Source organism: Mesorhizobium sp. M1A.T.Ca.IN.004.03.1.1 (assembly GCF_003997555.1).
In the GTDB taxonomy this organism is placed as follows: domain Bacteria; phylum Pseudomonadota; class Alphaproteobacteria; order Rhizobiales; family Rhizobiaceae; genus Mesorhizobium.
The window spans coordinates 99,175-113,567 of record NZ_RZTV01000012.1 but is presented as its reverse complement, the minus strand read 5'-3'; the positions used below and the strand labels follow the sequence as shown (position 1 = coordinate 113,567).

Genomic DNA, 14,393 nt, shown 5'->3' with positions numbered 1-14,393 from the left:
TTGGCCTGGGGAGAACGTATGAGCACGACCATAGTACCGCTGAGTCCTGAGCATTGGACCGATTTCGAGGATCTCTTCGGCAAGCAGGGCGCCTGTTACGGCTGCTGGTGCACGCATTTCCGGCTGACCCCGGCGGAGCGGCGGGCGAGCGACCGCGAGCGCAACAAGGATCACATCAAGGCGCGCATCGAAGCCGGCCCGCCGCCCGGGCTTCTAGCTTTCGAGGACGGCAAGGCCGTCGGCTGGATGCAGGTCGGCCCGCGCGCCGACGTGCCTGAATGGAACAATCAAGGCCGGGGCTCGGCGCCTGTCGATCCCGCGGATGCCCAAGACCCGAACGTCTGGGCGATCTCCTGCTTTTTCATTCGCGCCAAGGCGCGGGGCAGGGGCATCACTCATCGCCTTGTCGACGGCGGCATCGCCTTTGCCCGCGAAAATGGCGCCAGGCTGCTGGAAGCCTGCCCGATCGATCTGTCGCGCGATTCGCGTTCGATCGGGCTGTTCGTCGGCTCGTCGCGCGTGTTCGAGAAGGCCGGGTTCGAGAGGCTTCTGGAGCGCAAGCCCGGCAGGCCGCTGATGCGGCTGGTGCTTTAGCCGCTCGATGATTTGGCTTACAGTCATCGTCTTGCGGCTGTAATGCTTCTTTTCCACCAGAAGACGAAACGATTTGCCTTCCGAGACCGACGGAGACTGACGTGAAGCGTGTTTTGCCACTTGTTTTCATTCTTGCTTTCAGCGCGCCGGCCGTTGCGCAGACCGTCGACAGCCAGGGCGCCAAACAGCTTTCGGACAATCTGGCGCGCTATTTCGGCAAGCAGGCGTTCGAGAAGGGCGTGCTCAAGGTCTCGGTCGAAGGCGACGCCTACAAGATCGCAGTGGACGTCAAGGCCCTGGTCAGCGCCCTGCCGGAGCAGAAGCCGTTCAAGATCGACCTCGCGCCCTATGCCTTGATGGTGAAGCCGCGCAGCGATGGATTCTGGGACGTCACCTCGGATTTTTCCCACACCATGTCCTTCGAATTCAACGGACCCGAAGGCCCGCAAAGCATGCAAGTTTCGGTCAAGGACGGCAAGGGCTCCGCCGTCTACGATCCGAACCTGGCGGCGTTCACCAGCGGCGCCAGCTCGATGGCCGGCATGACGATGACGTCTCGGGAAGCCAAGCAGCAGGCGGACGTCACCGCCGGTGCCGGCACCGCGACGATTGCCGCCACCAAGTCGGCCAATGGCGGCGTCGACTTCAAGGCAACGCAAAAGGTCTCGAGCTTCGTCGAGACTATCAAGATGGACGATCCCAACAGCGGAATGAATTTTCCGGTCACCCTGAAAACGCCCGAACTTTCCGTTGATGCGAATGGCAAGGGCGTACGGACGAAGCCGTTGCTCGACCTTCTTGCCTTTGCCGTCGCCAACGAGGACGAAGCCAAGCTCAAGGCTAACCAGGCGGAGCTCAAATCGCTCCTGTTGGCCGCGCTGCCCGTCTGGGAAAGGATCGACGGCAACTACAGCTTTAAGGATTTCGAGGTGGAGAGCCCTGTCGGCAAATTCGCGGCGAAGCAGTTCAGCACCGCGTTCGCGATGGACGGAATCTCACCGAACGGCAGAGTCGATTACTCGATCAAGGCCTCCGGCCTGACGATCCCGCAGCAAGCGCTGCCCGCCTGGAGCGTCGCGTTGCTGCCGACGGATATCGACCTCAACTTCGGTGGCGCCAATATTGATCTCGATACCATGGCAAGGAAGACGATCGAAGCCTTTGATCTCAATAAGAATCCGTCGCTGCCGGATGCATTCGGCAAGGCTTTGGTCGAGGATTTCAAGGCCAAGAAGCCCAAGATCGTGTTCGGGCACTCGACAGTGAAGAATGGCGGTATCGAAGTCGCCATGGAAGGCGAGGTGTATTTCCCGGATAGCAAGAAAGCCGATGGGAGCGTGACCATCGACGTCGCCGGCTACGACAGGATCGTCGATGCCCTGAAGGAAGCGGCAAAGAGCGATGAGCAAATGGTGCAGGCCTTCCCGTTCGCGCTTGCCGTCAAGGGTTTTGGCAAGACACTGCCTGACGGTCGCCTGGAGTGGGTGATCAACACCAAGGCCGATGGGTCCATCGTCGTCAACGGCGCCATGCTGAAGGGCCCGGATAAAGTCCAGGACGACAGCGCGGGGCAGGACGACAATTCGAGCGGCGATGACGGCGCGAACGGAACGGACAATTCAACCGGCGGGGCCGATTCGGACGGCGGCGACAATGGCGGGGCTGGAGCGAAGCTGCAGCCCTGAGCGCCTGAATTATAGCCCGAGCGCGCCCGCAATCCTCGGCGCCGCCTCGCGCCAGTTATCGACCGAGATGATGTCGTCCGGCGTCGGCGGCAGGAAAGCGCGCAGCGAATTGTCGGCCATCAGGTGGAAGAGGTGCGCGTCGACGACAGAGCTGCGCGCCGACAGCAGGTTGGAGGGCTGGTCGTCGACGAAGGCGACGGGCCGGCCCTTGGCGCCGCGCAGCTTGGCGATGGCTGGGCCCTTTGCCATTTCCGTGGTCAGCAGCGGGTAGTTCAGGCCCAGCACGTCGAGATGCGCCCGGCGCACGGCGCGGTGCTTGTGCGGCATCGCGGTCAGGAGCACGATCTCGGCGCGCTGTCCGAGCGACGCCAGCGCCTCCGCGGCGCCGTCGGTGATGCTTTGCCAATCGGCCTGGGCATCGAAGAAATCGTCGAGAAGCGCCGTCACTTCCGCCTGCTCGATCAGCCGGCCGGACGCCATCTCGGCGATGTTGCCGGTGAGCCGGAAGGAGGCGAGAGTCAGCCCGAAGCCGCGCGACTTCAGGTAGCGCGGGAAGGGCCGGATGAATTCGAGCACGACATCATCGACATCGAGCACCAGCAGCGGCCGGTCGTCGGCCGCCAACTCCTCGATCTGGCGCGCGGTCTCGGGATCGTCGCTCATGTCGAGCGCTCATGATCGTCATTGCCGAGCGGCAGCGCCCGCAAAGCCTTGCCGACGGCAGCCGGTGGCGTGCCCGTTTCCTCGGCAAAGCGCAAAAGCGTCGGCTCGTGGGCGAGGATGAACTGCAGCACGCCGGCAAGGAAGCCCGGCTCCGCGGCAGCGTGGCGGATCGACCGCGCCTCGATGCCGGTTATCGCCAGGAAGCGAGGCAACAGCTTCGGATCGCCGGCGACGAAGCCAAGCGCCCTGACGGCAAGGGTTTCCGCCTCCTCGCGCATTGACGCTGCGTTCGTCATCATTACCTTTTGCCGATGTGCATGTTGAGTCTTTCTTCCGCAGTAATGGCAAGCGTCGCTTGCGGCAAGTCTCAGCCGCTTCAGCCCTGCAGCCGCAAGTGGAATGGGTGTGCTTTTCCAACGGCAGGTTTGCGTTTCGTCAATCATATTGACGTAGGGTACAGGCGGGTTGGGTGCGATCCGGCAAGGACGCATGACGGCGGTCTTCGGCTCAGGGGACCGTCGGGACGGGAAATTGATGGCTAAGAAGGTCATGATCGTCGAGGACAATGAGCTCAACATGAAGCTCTTTCGGGACCTCATCGAAGCCAGCGGTTACGAAACGGTCCGGACGCGCAACGGCCTGGAGGCGCTGGATCTCGCGCGCCAGCACCGGCCGGACCTGATCCTGATGGACATCCAACTGCCCGAGGTTTCTGGCCTGGAAGTGACCAAGTGGCTGAAGGAAGACGACGAATTGCACTCGATCCCGGTCATCGCCGTCACCGCCTTCGCGATGAAGGGCGACGAGGAGCGCATCCGCCAGGGTGGCTGTGAGGCCTATATTTCCAAACCAATCTCGGTGCCGCGCTTCATCGAAACGATCAAATCCTATCTGGGCGATGCCTGAGCCGGAGCCTTTGAGATGACCGCGCGGATCCTCGTCGTCGATGACATCCCCGCCAATGTGCGGCTGCTGGAGGTTCGGCTGCTGGCCGAATATTTCGAGGTGCTGACGGCCGGCAACGGCCCGGATGCGATCGAGACCTGCGAAAACGGCAAGGTCGATGTCGTGCTGCTCGACGTGATGATGCCGGGCATGGACGGCTTCGAGGTCTGCAAGCGGCTGAAGAGCGACCCGGCGACCTCGCATATTCCGGTTGTCATGATCACCGCGCTCGACCAGGTATCGGACCGGGTGCGCGGCCTTGAGGCGGGCGCCGACGATTTCCTCACCAAGCCGGTCAATGATCTGCAACTGATGACGCGGGTGAAGAGCCTGGTCAGGCTGAAGTCGCTGACCGACGAATTGCGGCTGCGCGCCTCGACTACGCGCAACATCGGCATCGAAGAGCTGCTCAGCCGCAACTTCGCGACGGAAGACACCAAGCCCAAGGTGCTTCTGGTGGACGAGCGCAAGTCGTCTATCGAGCGTATCCAGAAGATGCTTCGCGGCAGCGCCGATCTCGACGTCGCCACCGATCCGAATGCCGGATTCTTCCAGGCCGCCGAGACCGCCTATGAATGCGTGCTGATCTCGACGGCCTTCGCCGATTTCGATGCGCTCCGGCTTTGCTCGCAACTGCGCTCGCTCGACCGCACCCGCTTCCTGCCGATCATGCTCTTGGCCGATGAGGGCGAGGAGGGCCGCATCATCCGCGGCCTCGAACTCGGCATCAACGACTATCTGACGCGGCCGATCGATCAGCACGAGCTGACGGCCCGGCTGCGCACGCAGGTGCGGCGCAAGCGCTATAACGATCAGCTGCGCGCCAGCGTCACCCAGACCATCGAGATGGCGGTGACCGACGCGCTGACCGGCCTGCACAACCGCCGCTACCTGGATAGCCATCTTGAGACGCTGTTCGACCGCGCCGTGGCGCGGCGGCGGCCGCTCTCGGTGATGATCACCGACCTCGACCGTTTCAAATCCATCAATGACGCCCATGGCCATGACGGCGGCGACGACGTTCTGCGTGAATTCGCCAGGCGGCTGCGCAAGAACGTGCGCGGCATCGATCTCGCCTGCCGCTTCGGCGGCGAGGAGTTCGTCGTGGTCATGCCGGATACCGACGGGCCAATCGCCGAGAAGGTGGCCGAGCGTATCCGCGCCGAGATCGCGCAGGCGCCCTTCGCAATCGGCAGCGATGGCAAGACGATCGAGGTGACGGTCAGCGTCGGCGTGTCATCGGTGCTGAGGGGAGCCGATACGGTCGCGGCGTTGATGAAGCGAGCCGACCTTGCGCTCTACGAGGCCAAGAGCGGCGGCCGCAACCGGGTTGTCGCCAAGGCCGCCTAATCCATGCCACCCAATGGTGCGCAGCAGTTTTGCCGCATCGACATGGACAAGACCAGAAGACTTAAGCGCGTTGCCTGAAATCGTTGCGCCGTGAAGCGGTTACGCACGGAAGCCCCAATTCCGCGTCAACCCGATAGGGTTAGGAATTTACCTTAATCCAAGCGATTCGGGAGCCGTGGTTAAGAAATGGTTGATTTTCATACGTTCTTGCGCAAATCTGCTTGGCATAGACCGAAGACGAAGCCGGCACGAGGGTAGACTGCCCGGCTCGATCCAAAAAATACCCCATGATGCTCAGGTCCGCCGCATCTCCTGGGTCCGTGGGGTCGGCCGGCCGGCGCTGGCACATAGTGGCCTCCTCGTACCGCTGCCAACCGCCGACCGGCCCCCTTTTTCTCATGCATGATTCAGCGTCAGGCAGCCGCGGGCTTTCTTGCTCGAGCGTCCGCCCGCTGAAAACAAAAACGCCGCCCCAAGGGGCGGCGTTCGGCATTTCAGGATAAACCGGATCACTTGATCTTGGTTTCCTTGAACTCGACGTGCTTCTTGGCAATCGGGTCGTACTTACGGAACGACAGCTTGTCCGTCTTGGTGCGGCTGTTCTTGCTGGTCACGTAGAAGAAACCGGTGTCGGCGGTCGACAGAAGCTTGATCTTGATGTTTGCGGCTTTGGCCATGATGTTCGTCCGTTAATGTTCGTGGAGTTTTGGCCGCTGGAGCACGGGGAAAACACCCGGACGCGGGAAACTTGGCGCGACACATAAAGAACGCGCCCGGAAAGTCAAGTCCAAGCGCCTTCTTGCCCCGCGGCGGAACTCGCCGCGTCAGGCGTTCTCCCTGACCTGCAGATCGGCCTTCTTCCAGTCGCCGGTGGTGTTCCACCAGCGGTTCGGATTGGTATGGTCGTCGAGTCCCTTGGAACGGCTGGTCAGCAGCGGCTGAATGCGGATCACAGGCTCCTGGTAGGAATGGGCCTGGAATATCGCTTCGGCGACACGGGCGGCGAGCGCCTGATCGTCGGGCAGTTCGAACGACACCTCGACCGTGCCCGGCCGCCTGCGCAACTCAATCTCGGCGCCCGCGGCAGCGCCTTCGAGCGTCCGGTAGCGCTCTATTCCTTGCGCCGACTGGTAGGCATTGCCGTCATACTTGCCCATGCGCAGCGGCGTGATCGCCACCACCGCCTCCATGATGCGCTCGACATCGGCCGCCGGCGCCTGGAAGGTGACGAGCAGAAGCAGTTCCATCCTGAGGGACTTGGTTTCAAAGCCGCTGTCGATCATCGCTATATCCTCGCTCTTCCTGGATCGGAGCGAGGGTATAGCAGGGGGCCTGCTGACACGGTGATGTCAGCATGCCCCGGTGCTGGGCGACATTTTCACTAGAGGATCTTTCGCACCAGCCTGACGAGAACCAAGAGCATGTACGCGGCAAAGAACAGCGCCAGCGACCAGCCGAAGCCCGAAGGGCCGAAGGCGTCCATGCCGATGCCGATCGCCTGCGGGCCGATCACCATGCCGACCCCATAGCAGAGCACGAAGGCGGCGTTGGCAGAGGCGAGCTCATGGCCGGAAAGCTGAGAACCCAGATGCGCAAGGCCGATCGTGTACATGGCCGCGACCACACCGCCCCAGACGAACAGAAGCGCCGCCATCAGGTGCCAGTCCTTGGCGAAGAAAGGCATGAACACGGTTCCGATGAGGCCGACCGTGGCGCAGGCCAGAAGCAGGTAGCGGCGGTCCGAGACTCGGTCGCTGATCATGCCAATCGGTATCTGCAGCAGCACGTTGCCGAGCCCGATCATGGTCAGCAACAGCGCAGCGTCGGCCTCGGAGTAGCCGATGCGGCTGCCATAGACCGGGAACAGCGAAAAGCCGCCGGTCTCGACGGCGCCGAACACCAGCACGGCGAAGGTTGCTGTGGGCACCATCCAGATATAGCGCAGGAAATGGCTGGTTTCGCCGTCGGCGACGATCGCCGGGCTCTCGTTACGGGCCGCCAGCACCGGGATGGCAGCAAGCGTTACCAACGCAATGGTGACGCCGAACGGCAGGAATCCATCGGAGCCGACATGGGCGAACAGCCACGGCCCGGCGGCGAAGCCCAGAGAAAGCACCGTAGCGTAGATGCCAAGCACAAGGCCGCGACGATGCGGGGGCGCCGAGGTGCTGATCCAGAATTCCGACAGAATGAAGAGCACTGTGAGCGAAATGTGCAGCGCGACGCGGAGCGGAAACCACATCCAGAAGGCCGGCGCGAAATGAAAGCCGACAAAAGCGAGCGCGCCAACGGCGATCATCAAAAGCATGGTCTGGGCGACGCCGAGGCGCATGGCCAGCGGCGTGGCGAGCGGCGCGCCGGCGATCGAGGCGAGCCCGGCGACCGCCGTGTTAAGCCCGATCATCGAGGCCGAGTGGCCGCGCGATTCGAGGATGACGCTGAGCAGCGGCATGCCGAGGCCGATGGCAATGCCGACCACGCTGATCGAGGAGATCGCCGCAGTCATCGGCAGCCAGTGTACGCGTTCGTCGCCCTGTTGCTGGGTATCGACCGTCATCGATGGGGACGCTCTGCTTCTAAAGGACTTCGCGAACGAAGCGGTTTCGGATGAGGCGGAAGAACGGCACTGCGCCGCCCGGACGCAGCAACGGATCGTGGGCGAGCCGCCTCTCCAGTTCTTCCAGGATCATGCGGGTGATGTCGGGTGTGTCGGCCTTGCGGGCGTCGCCAAGCGGCAGCCAGACGAGCTCCTCCAACTCGTTGGTTGGACCACCGTCGGGCAATTCGACGGCGACATCCTCACGCCAGGCGCTGAAGAAGCGGGTATCGAAGCGGCGCACGCGGTTGGGCGGCGTTATGGCGCGGGCAATGAAGCGCAGGGCGTCCAGCGACGGTGCGACGCCGTGTTCGACGAAACCCTGCCAATCGCGCTTGGCGGTCGCGAACGGGCCTTTACGACCGATCAGCAGGCCGGCTTCCTCGTAAGTCTCACGAATTGCCGACATGGCGATGGCGCGCGCCCGTGCGGCGCTCGCGCGGCCGGGGCCGCTCACAAGCCTCGCCTCTTCCTCAGGATGCAGCGGGGCAGCCACCGGAACGCGGCTGTCGGCGGGATCGGTGCGGCCCCCGGGGAAGACGAATTTTCCCGGCATGAAGGCGTGGCCGGCATGGCGCCGGCCCATCAGCACCAGAACGTCGCTGGCTCTCCTGTCGAGCAGGATCAAGGTTGCGGCATCGCGCGGGCGAAGCGGCCGACCGCCGTGCACGGCCAAGCCTTTATCGAGCTTGTCGACATCCGCCTTGGTCATTCCTTCCATGCGCTCGACCTAGCGGAAACTTCTCGAACGCGAAAGTGGCTTACGTGTTCGGGCCTTTGCACCAGCCCGGACCAAACGTCGCTGCCGGAGCAATTCCAGGAAAAAACGCGCAGCGGTTCTCGATCTGGAATTCCACTGCTCGGAGATGGTCGTTGTTTGTATCAAGGACAGAACCGCTCCAGGCTTAGAGATGCGGCTCGAACTCGTCCTTCTCGCCGCCGAAGCCGTGCATATAGAGCGCCCATTGCAGGCCGATGACGGCGCCTTTGACCGGCTGCAACAGCGCGACGGCCAGAATAATGGTCAGCGGCACCCAGATCAGCGCGTGCTGCCAGGTCGAAAGCGTGGTGGCGGCCTCCACAGTCATGAAGGCGCCAACCACAATGTGGCCGACGATGACGATCACCAGATAGGCGGGAAGGTCGTCGGCGCGATGGTGATGAAGCTCCTCGCCGCAGACGCCGCATTTGTCGACGGGCTTTGTGAAGGCGCCGAACAGCTTGCCTTGGCCGCAATGCGGGCACCGGCCAAGCATGCCGCGCTTGATTGCCGTCCACAGCGGACGCGCGACGCGGCCCGAATGGTGCTCGCCGCCGAAAACCTGTTCTTCCATGCCCTTCGACATCATCTTCTCCTGCCGCGGGGACCCATGCGCGACTGCGACGCGCGGGCGCGGCCCTTGGTCTTGTGGAACGACCGTCGCGAGCCTGGCAGCGGCTTCGGGTCGCTCAGCATTTCGAAACGCATCGCGCCCGCCATCGGCGCAACCTCGAGCAGCCGCACCTCGACGCGGTCGGCTAGCTGGTAGCCCTTGCCGGTGCGCTCTCCGAACAGCGATCGAGCGGTTTCATCGAAGATATAGTAATCGCCGTCCAAACTTGACACCGGGATGAAACCATCGGCGCCATACTGCGGCAATTGGACAAAGAGTCCCGCCTTGGCGACGCCGGAGATGCGAGCGTCGAAGGTGTCGTTGATGCGCTCGGCGAGATAAGCCGCGATCAGCCGGTCGACCGTGTCGCGTTCGGCCGCCATGGCGCGGCGTTCGGTGGCCGAGATCAGCGCGCCGACCTCTTCCAGGCGATCCGCTTCCTGCTGCGTCAGGCCGCCGGGACCGAGGCCGAGCGCGGCAATCAGTCCGCGATGCACGATGAGATCCGCATAGCGCCGGATCGGCGAGGTGAAATGCGCGTAGCGTCTCAGGTTGAGACCGAAATGGCCGATGTTCTTCGGCGAGTATTCGGCCTGGCTCTGCGAGCGCAGCACCACTTCATTGACCAGCGCCTCGTTGTCGGCGCCGCGCACCCGCTCCAGAATGCCGTTGAACTGCCCGGGCCGCATCTGCGCGCCGCGCGCCAGCGACAGGCCAAGCGTGTGCAGGAACTCGCGCAGCGATTCCTGTTTCGCCAGCGACGGCGCGTCGTGGATGCGGTAGACGAGCGGCTCTTTCTTGCCTTCAAGCGTCTCCGCGGCCGCGACATTGGCCTGGATCATGAACTCCTCGATCAGCTTGTGGGCGTCGAGGCGCTCCGGCACGACGACCCGGTCGACGGTGCCGTCGGGCTTGAGCAGGATCTTGCGTTCCGGCAGCTCCAGTTCGAGCGGCTGGCGGCTGTCGCGGCCGCGCTTGAGCACGGCATAGGCATCCCAGAGGGGCTTCAGAACGCCTTCGAGGATCGGCCCCGTCTTGTCGTCGGGCACGCCATCGATCCCCGCCTGCGCCTGCGGGTAGGCGAGCTTGGCCGCCGATTTCATCATGATGCGGTGGAACGAGTGCCTGAGCTTGCGGCCTTCCGCCGAAAAGGTCATGCGCACGGCGATCGCCGGGCGGTCCTCCGCTTCGCGCAGCGAGCAGAGGTCGTTGGAGATGCGCTCGGGCAGCATCGGCACGACGCGGTCCGGGAAATAGACCGAATTGCCACGCTTCAGCGCCTCGCGGTCGAGCGGCGTGCCGTAGCGGACATAGGCCGCGACATCGGCGATTGCCACGGTGACGATGATGCCGCCGGGATTCTTCTTATCCGTATCGGGCGTGGCGAACACCGCGTCGTCATGGTCCTTGGCGTCGGCCGGATCGATGGTAACCAGCGGCAGATCGCGCCAGTCCTCGCGCCCGGCAAGCGAAACCGGCTTCACGGCGTCGGCTTCGGCGATCACATGGGCCGGAAAGACGTGGGGTATGTCGTGGGCGTGGATGGCGATCATCGAGACCGCCTTCTCGCTAGTCAGCGAGCCCAGCACCGCCAGCACCTTGGCCCGCGGCAGGCCGTAGCGCGAAGCGCGCGCCGGCTCGACCTCGACCAGATCGCCATTTTTGGCGCCGTTCTGGAATTCCTTGTCGACGATCAGCTCGGGCTGGCGGCGTTCCACCGGCTCGATGCGAAAGGTGCCGTCCTTCAGCACGCGGAAGACGCCGAGCACGGCTTCGCTGCGCTTCTCGAAAATCTTCATGACCCGCCCGGTATAGGCGGGGCCTGAGGGATCCTCGGTCGGGAAGGTCTTGGCGAGGACGCGGGCGCCGATGCCCGGAACCGGGCCGCTGGCGCCGCGCGAAATGCGGATGGCGATCACGGGCGGCGAGCCCGGGCCGGTGTATTCGCTCGGATGCGCCAGAAGCACACCATCGTTATCGCGGCCGAAAATGTCGAGCACGGCGACATGGGGCAGGGAGCCGGCGCGGGTGAGCCGCTTGCGGTTCCTGGTCAGCAGGCCCTCATCCTGCAGGTCGCGCAGCAGATCCTTGAGCCAGATGCGGTCCTCGCCGCGCAGCGCGAACGCCTTGGCGATGTCGCGTTTTCCGGAGCGGTCGGGGTTCTCAGCGATGTAGCGCAGGATTTCGTCGCGCGAGGGCCGGTAGTCATCCTTGACCACCTTCGCCCTGGTGTCGGCGCTGCGCGGATCGCCGTGACTTCTTCCGGAGATCCTGCGCGCCACGTCGTGCTATCCTTTCTTTGCCGCCCGGCGGAACGGCTTCTTGCCGCCTCCGCCCTTGGCTTCCTTCTCAGCAATCAGGGCGATTGCCTCGTCCATCGTCACCGATTGCGGATCCTTGCCCTTGGGCAGCGTGGCATTGACCTTGCCGTAATTGACGTAGGGTCCGTAGCGGCCGTCGCGCACGACGATCTTGCCGCCGCCTTCGGGATGCTCGCCCAGTTCCTTCAACGCAGCCGGCGTGCTCCCGTTGCGGCCGCCCTTGCCCTTCTGCTGCTTCTCGGCGATCACCGAAACGGCGCGGTTCAGGCCGATCGAGAACACGTCCTCGATGCTTTCGAGATTGGCGTAGGTGCCGTCGTGCAGCACGAAGGGTCCGTACCGCCCAAGACCGGCCGAGATCATCTTGCCGGTTTCCGGATGCTTACCGACATCGCGCGGCAATGCCAGCAGCGCCAGCGCCTTCTCATGGTCGATCGACTCGGCGGTCCAGCCCTTGGGCAGGCTCGAGCGCTTAGCGTCCTTGCCTTCGCCGCGCTGGATGTAGGGGCCGAAGCGGCCGCTCCGGAGCGTGATCTCCTCGGCGGTGTATGGATCCTTGCCGAGTAGCTTGACGCCGTCGTCGCCGTTGCCGTTCTCGCCGTTGGGATTGGCGGCGTCGCCAAGCTGGCGGGTATAGGAGCATTCCGGATAATTCGAGCAGCCGACAAAGGCGCCGAACTTACCGAGCTTCAGCGACAGGTTGCCGGTGCCGCATTTCGGGCAGACGCGCGGGTTTGAGCCGTCCTCGCGCGCGGGGAACACCAGCGGCGCCAGCTCGTCGTTGAGCGCATCGAGCACGTCTGAGACGCGCAGTTCCTTGATGTCGTCGACGGCGCCCGAAAAATCCTTCCAGAAGTCGCGCAGCACGTCCTTCCAGGCGAGCTTGCCGTCGGAGATCTCGTCGAGCTTTTCCTCGAGCGAGGCTGTGAAGTCATATTCGACATAGCGCTCGAAGAAGCTTTCGAGGAAGGCCGACAGCAGCCGGCCCTTGGCCTGCGGCACCAGCTTGCGCCGGTCGATGGCGACGTAGTCGCGGTCCTCGAGCGTCTTCAGGATCGCCGTGTAGGTCGACGGCCGGCCAATGCCGAGCTCTTCCAGCTTCTTGATCAGCGACGCCTCGGAATAGCGCGGCGGCGGCTCGGTCGTGTGCTGGGTGGCGTTGATCGCCTCGCGGGCAAGCTGCTCGCCGGCGCGGATCTCGGGCAGGCGGCGGCTTTCCTCGTCCTCCGCGTCCTCGTCCTTCTGGTCGGTGTAGGCGGCGATGAAGCCGTCGAAGCGGATGACCGAGCCGACCGCGCGAAGCTCGGCGGTGCGGGCGCCGTTGACCGCCTCGATCTCGACCGTGGTGCGCTCGATCTCGGCCGGCTGCATCTGGCTGGCGATCGCGCGCTTCCAGATCAGCTCATAGAGGCGCGCCTGATCGGCATCGAGATATTGCCTGACCGATGCCGGCGTGCGCTTGAAATCGGTAGGGCGGATCGCCTCATGCGCTTCCTGGGCGTTCTTGGCCTTGACCGAATAATAGCGTGGGTTTTCGGGCAGGTATTTCGCGCCGAACTCGCTGGCGATGGCATCGCGCGCCGCGGTGATCGCCTCCGGCGCCATCTGCACGCCGTCGGTTCGCATATAGGTGATGAGGCCGGCGGTCTCGCCGCCGACATCCATGCCTTCGTAAAGCTTCTGCGCCACCTGCATGGTGCGGTTGGCCGAGAAGCCGAGCCGCGAGGAGGCGGCCTGCTGCAGCGTCGAGGTGGTGAAGGGCGGGCCCGGATTGCGCTTGGTGGGCTTGGCTTCGACCGACAGCGCCTTGAAGGTCGCACCTTCGAGCATCGCCTTGATGTCGTCGGCCTGGGCCTTGTTGGCGATGTCGAGCTTCTGCAGCTTCTTGCCGGCATAGGCGGTCAGCCGCGCCTCGAAACTGTCGTTGCGCGGCGTGTTGAGGATGGCGGCGATCTGCCAGTATTCCTCGCGGACGAAGCGCTCGATCTCGGATTCGCGGTCGCAGACCAGCCGCAGCGCCACCGACTGCACGCGCCCGGCGGAACGGGCGCCCGGCAGCTTGCGCCACAGCACCGGCGAGAGGGTGAAGCCGACGAGATAGTCGAGCGCGCGGCGCGCGAGATAGGCGTCCACCAGCGGCGCATCGATCTGGCGCGGATTGGCCATGGCCTCCATTACCGAGGTCTTTGTTATGGCGTTGAAGACGACGCGGCTGACCGGCTTGTCCTTCAGCGCGCGCTTCTGCCTCAGCACTTCCAGCACATGCCAGGAAATCGCCTCGCCCTCGCGATCCGGGTCGGTGGCGAGGATCAGCCCGTCGGCGTCCTTGACCGCCTTGGCGATGTCGGCGAGGCGCTTGCCGGAGGCGGTGTCTACCGACCAGGACATGGCGAAGTCCTCGTCCGGGCGCACCGAGCCGTCCTTGGCCGGCAGATCGCGGACATGGCCGAACGAGGCCAGGACCTTATAGTTCTTGCCCAGATATTTGTTGATTGTCTTCGCCTTGGCCGGCGATTCGACGACGACGACGTCCATGAGGTCTCTTATCAGCTGTGAGGCGGCGGAAGAGCTCCGCGGCGCACGACGAAATCCCACTCTTTTCGTCGCTCACATGGCCGTGCTTTTGCAATCGGTCAAGGGGACAGGCCCAATTTGCGAACTGGCCGACAGCGATACACTCTTAGAGTGTATGGCGGAGAACACATTTTTTGGCGCACCGACGGATCGTGTCTTGGTTCGGTCTTTTACCGAGGGGAGTCGCCGACAGAACCAGCATCGGCCCGGCGGTACGCGGACGGCACGCGGCACTGGCGCGCCATCCATTGAACGCGCAGCGGCCGCCGCTTCTTCCTCGGCGAGCGACCAC

13 protein-coding genes are annotated in these 14,393 nt (G+C 64.0%); 4 read left to right on the top strand and 9 right to left on the bottom strand.

Going from position 1 to position 14,393, the window contains the following annotated elements:
- Nucleotides 1-18: 18 nt before the first annotated feature.
- Together EOD29_RS26870 and EOD29_RS26865 are read left to right on the top strand one after the other, a co-directional pair.
- The gene (locus EOD29_RS26870; RefSeq protein WP_095779266.1) at nucleotides 19-594 is read left to right on the top strand and encodes a GNAT family N-acetyltransferase; all 576 of its coding nucleotides are present in this window, start codon (nucleotides 19-21) and stop codon (nucleotides 592-594) included.
- A gap of 101 nt (nucleotides 595-695) precedes the next feature.
- Complete coding sequence (locus EOD29_RS26865) at nucleotides 696-2,279, top strand: hypothetical protein (RefSeq protein ID WP_095802202.1); 1,584 nt, start codon at nucleotides 696-698, stop codon at nucleotides 2,277-2,279.
- A gap of 9 nt (nucleotides 2,280-2,288) precedes the next feature.
- Here EOD29_RS26865 and EOD29_RS26860 read toward each other — a convergent pair whose 3' ends face one another.
- Nucleotides 2,289-2,942 (bottom strand): hypothetical protein, encoded by a 654-nt coding sequence (locus EOD29_RS26860; RefSeq protein WP_095802203.1) that lies wholly within the window; start codon nucleotides 2,940-2,942, stop codon nucleotides 2,289-2,291.
- On the bottom strand, nucleotides 2,939-3,238 hold the full coding sequence (locus EOD29_RS26855; RefSeq protein WP_127248455.1) for a DUF3572 domain-containing protein: 300 nt from the start codon (nucleotides 3,236-3,238) through the stop codon (nucleotides 2,939-2,941). The genes EOD29_RS26860 and EOD29_RS26855 overlap by 4 nt, the downstream gene beginning before the upstream one ends.
- A 238-nt stretch (nucleotides 3,239-3,476) precedes the next feature.
- Between EOD29_RS26855 and EOD29_RS26850 the strand changes: the two genes are divergently transcribed.
- Both EOD29_RS26850 and EOD29_RS26845 read left to right on the top strand, forming a co-directional pair.
- Nucleotides 3,477-3,848 (top strand): response regulator, encoded by a 372-nt coding sequence (locus EOD29_RS26850; RefSeq protein WP_027166515.1) that lies wholly within the window; start codon nucleotides 3,477-3,479, stop codon nucleotides 3,846-3,848.
- 15 nt (nucleotides 3,849-3,863) lie between these two features.
- Nucleotides 3,864-5,237, top strand: coding sequence for a PleD family two-component system response regulator (locus EOD29_RS26845; protein ID WP_095826084.1), 1,374 nt, complete (start codon nucleotides 3,864-3,866; stop codon nucleotides 5,235-5,237).
- A 509-nt stretch (nucleotides 5,238-5,746) separates the two neighbouring features.
- Here EOD29_RS26845 and rpmG read toward each other — a convergent pair.
- From rpmG to topA, 7 genes are all read right to left on the bottom strand, one after another.
- Nucleotides 5,747-5,914, bottom strand: a complete 168-nt coding sequence (gene rpmG / locus EOD29_RS26835; RefSeq protein ID WP_040995604.1) for a 50S ribosomal protein L33 — start codon at nucleotides 5,912-5,914, stop codon at nucleotides 5,747-5,749.
- 147 nt (nucleotides 5,915-6,061) lie between these two features.
- Nucleotides 6,062-6,520: a hypothetical protein gene (locus EOD29_RS26830; protein ID WP_067328140.1), complete on the bottom strand. Its 459-nt coding sequence runs from the start codon at nucleotides 6,518-6,520 to the stop codon at nucleotides 6,062-6,064.
- Nucleotides 6,521-6,618: 98 nt separating this feature from the next.
- On the bottom strand, nucleotides 6,619-7,794 hold the full coding sequence (locus EOD29_RS26825) for an MFS transporter (RefSeq protein WP_095825214.1): 1,176 nt from the start codon (nucleotides 7,792-7,794) through the stop codon (nucleotides 6,619-6,621).
- A 19-nt stretch (nucleotides 7,795-7,813) separates the two neighbouring features.
- Nucleotides 7,814-8,554, bottom strand: coding sequence for an NUDIX domain-containing protein (locus EOD29_RS26820; RefSeq protein WP_127248442.1), 741 nt, complete (start codon nucleotides 8,552-8,554; stop codon nucleotides 7,814-7,816).
- 184 nt (nucleotides 8,555-8,738) lie between these two features.
- Nucleotides 8,739-9,179, bottom strand: a complete 441-nt coding sequence (locus EOD29_RS26815) for a DUF983 domain-containing protein (RefSeq protein WP_127248441.1) — start codon at nucleotides 9,177-9,179, stop codon at nucleotides 8,739-8,741.
- Complete coding sequence (gene rnr, locus EOD29_RS26810; RefSeq protein ID WP_127248440.1) at nucleotides 9,179-11,488, bottom strand: ribonuclease R; 2,310 nt, start codon at nucleotides 11,486-11,488, stop codon at nucleotides 9,179-9,181. Before rnr ends, EOD29_RS26815 begins: the two co-directional genes overlap by 1 nt.
- A gap of 6 nt (nucleotides 11,489-11,494) precedes the next feature.
- Nucleotides 11,495-14,062 carry a type I DNA topoisomerase gene (gene topA / locus EOD29_RS26805; RefSeq protein WP_127248439.1) on the bottom strand — a complete coding sequence of 856 codons (2,568 nt, stop codon included), beginning with the start codon at nucleotides 14,060-14,062 and terminating at the stop codon, nucleotides 11,495-11,497.
- Nucleotides 14,063-14,393 lie beyond the last annotated feature (331 nt).

Coding starts and splice junctions, on each gene's coding strand:
- EOD29_RS26870 (WP_095779266.1), top strand. CDS start 19: ATGAGCACGACCATAGTACCGCTGAGTCCTGAGCATTGGACCGATTTC.
- EOD29_RS26860 (WP_095802203.1), bottom strand. CDS start 2,942: ATGAGCGACGATCCCGAGACCGCGCGCCAGATCGAGGAGTTGGCGGCC.
- EOD29_RS26855 (WP_127248455.1), bottom strand. CDS start 3,238: ATGACGAACGCAGCGTCAATGCGCGAGGAGGCGGAAACCCTTGCCGTC.
- EOD29_RS26850 (WP_027166515.1), top strand. CDS start 3,477: ATGGCTAAGAAGGTCATGATCGTCGAGGACAATGAGCTCAACATGAAG.
- EOD29_RS26845 (WP_095826084.1), top strand. CDS start 3,864: ATGACCGCGCGGATCCTCGTCGTCGATGACATCCCCGCCAATGTGCGG.
- rpmG (WP_040995604.1), bottom strand. CDS start 5,914: ATGGCCAAAGCCGCAAACATCAAGATCAAGCTTCTGTCGACCGCCGAC.
- EOD29_RS26830 (WP_067328140.1), bottom strand. CDS start 6,520: ATGATCGACAGCGGCTTTGAAACCAAGTCCCTCAGGATGGAACTGCTT.
- EOD29_RS26825 (WP_095825214.1), bottom strand. CDS start 7,794: ATGACGGTCGATACCCAGCAACAGGGCGACGAACGCGTACACTGGCTG.
- EOD29_RS26820 (WP_127248442.1), bottom strand. CDS start 8,554: ATGGAAGGAATGACCAAGGCGGATGTCGACAAGCTCGATAAAGGCTTG.
- EOD29_RS26815 (WP_127248441.1), bottom strand. CDS start 9,179: ATGTCGAAGGGCATGGAAGAACAGGTTTTCGGCGGCGAGCACCATTCG.
- topA (WP_127248439.1), bottom strand. CDS start 14,062: ATGGACGTCGTCGTCGTCGAATCGCCGGCCAAGGCGAAGACAATCAAC.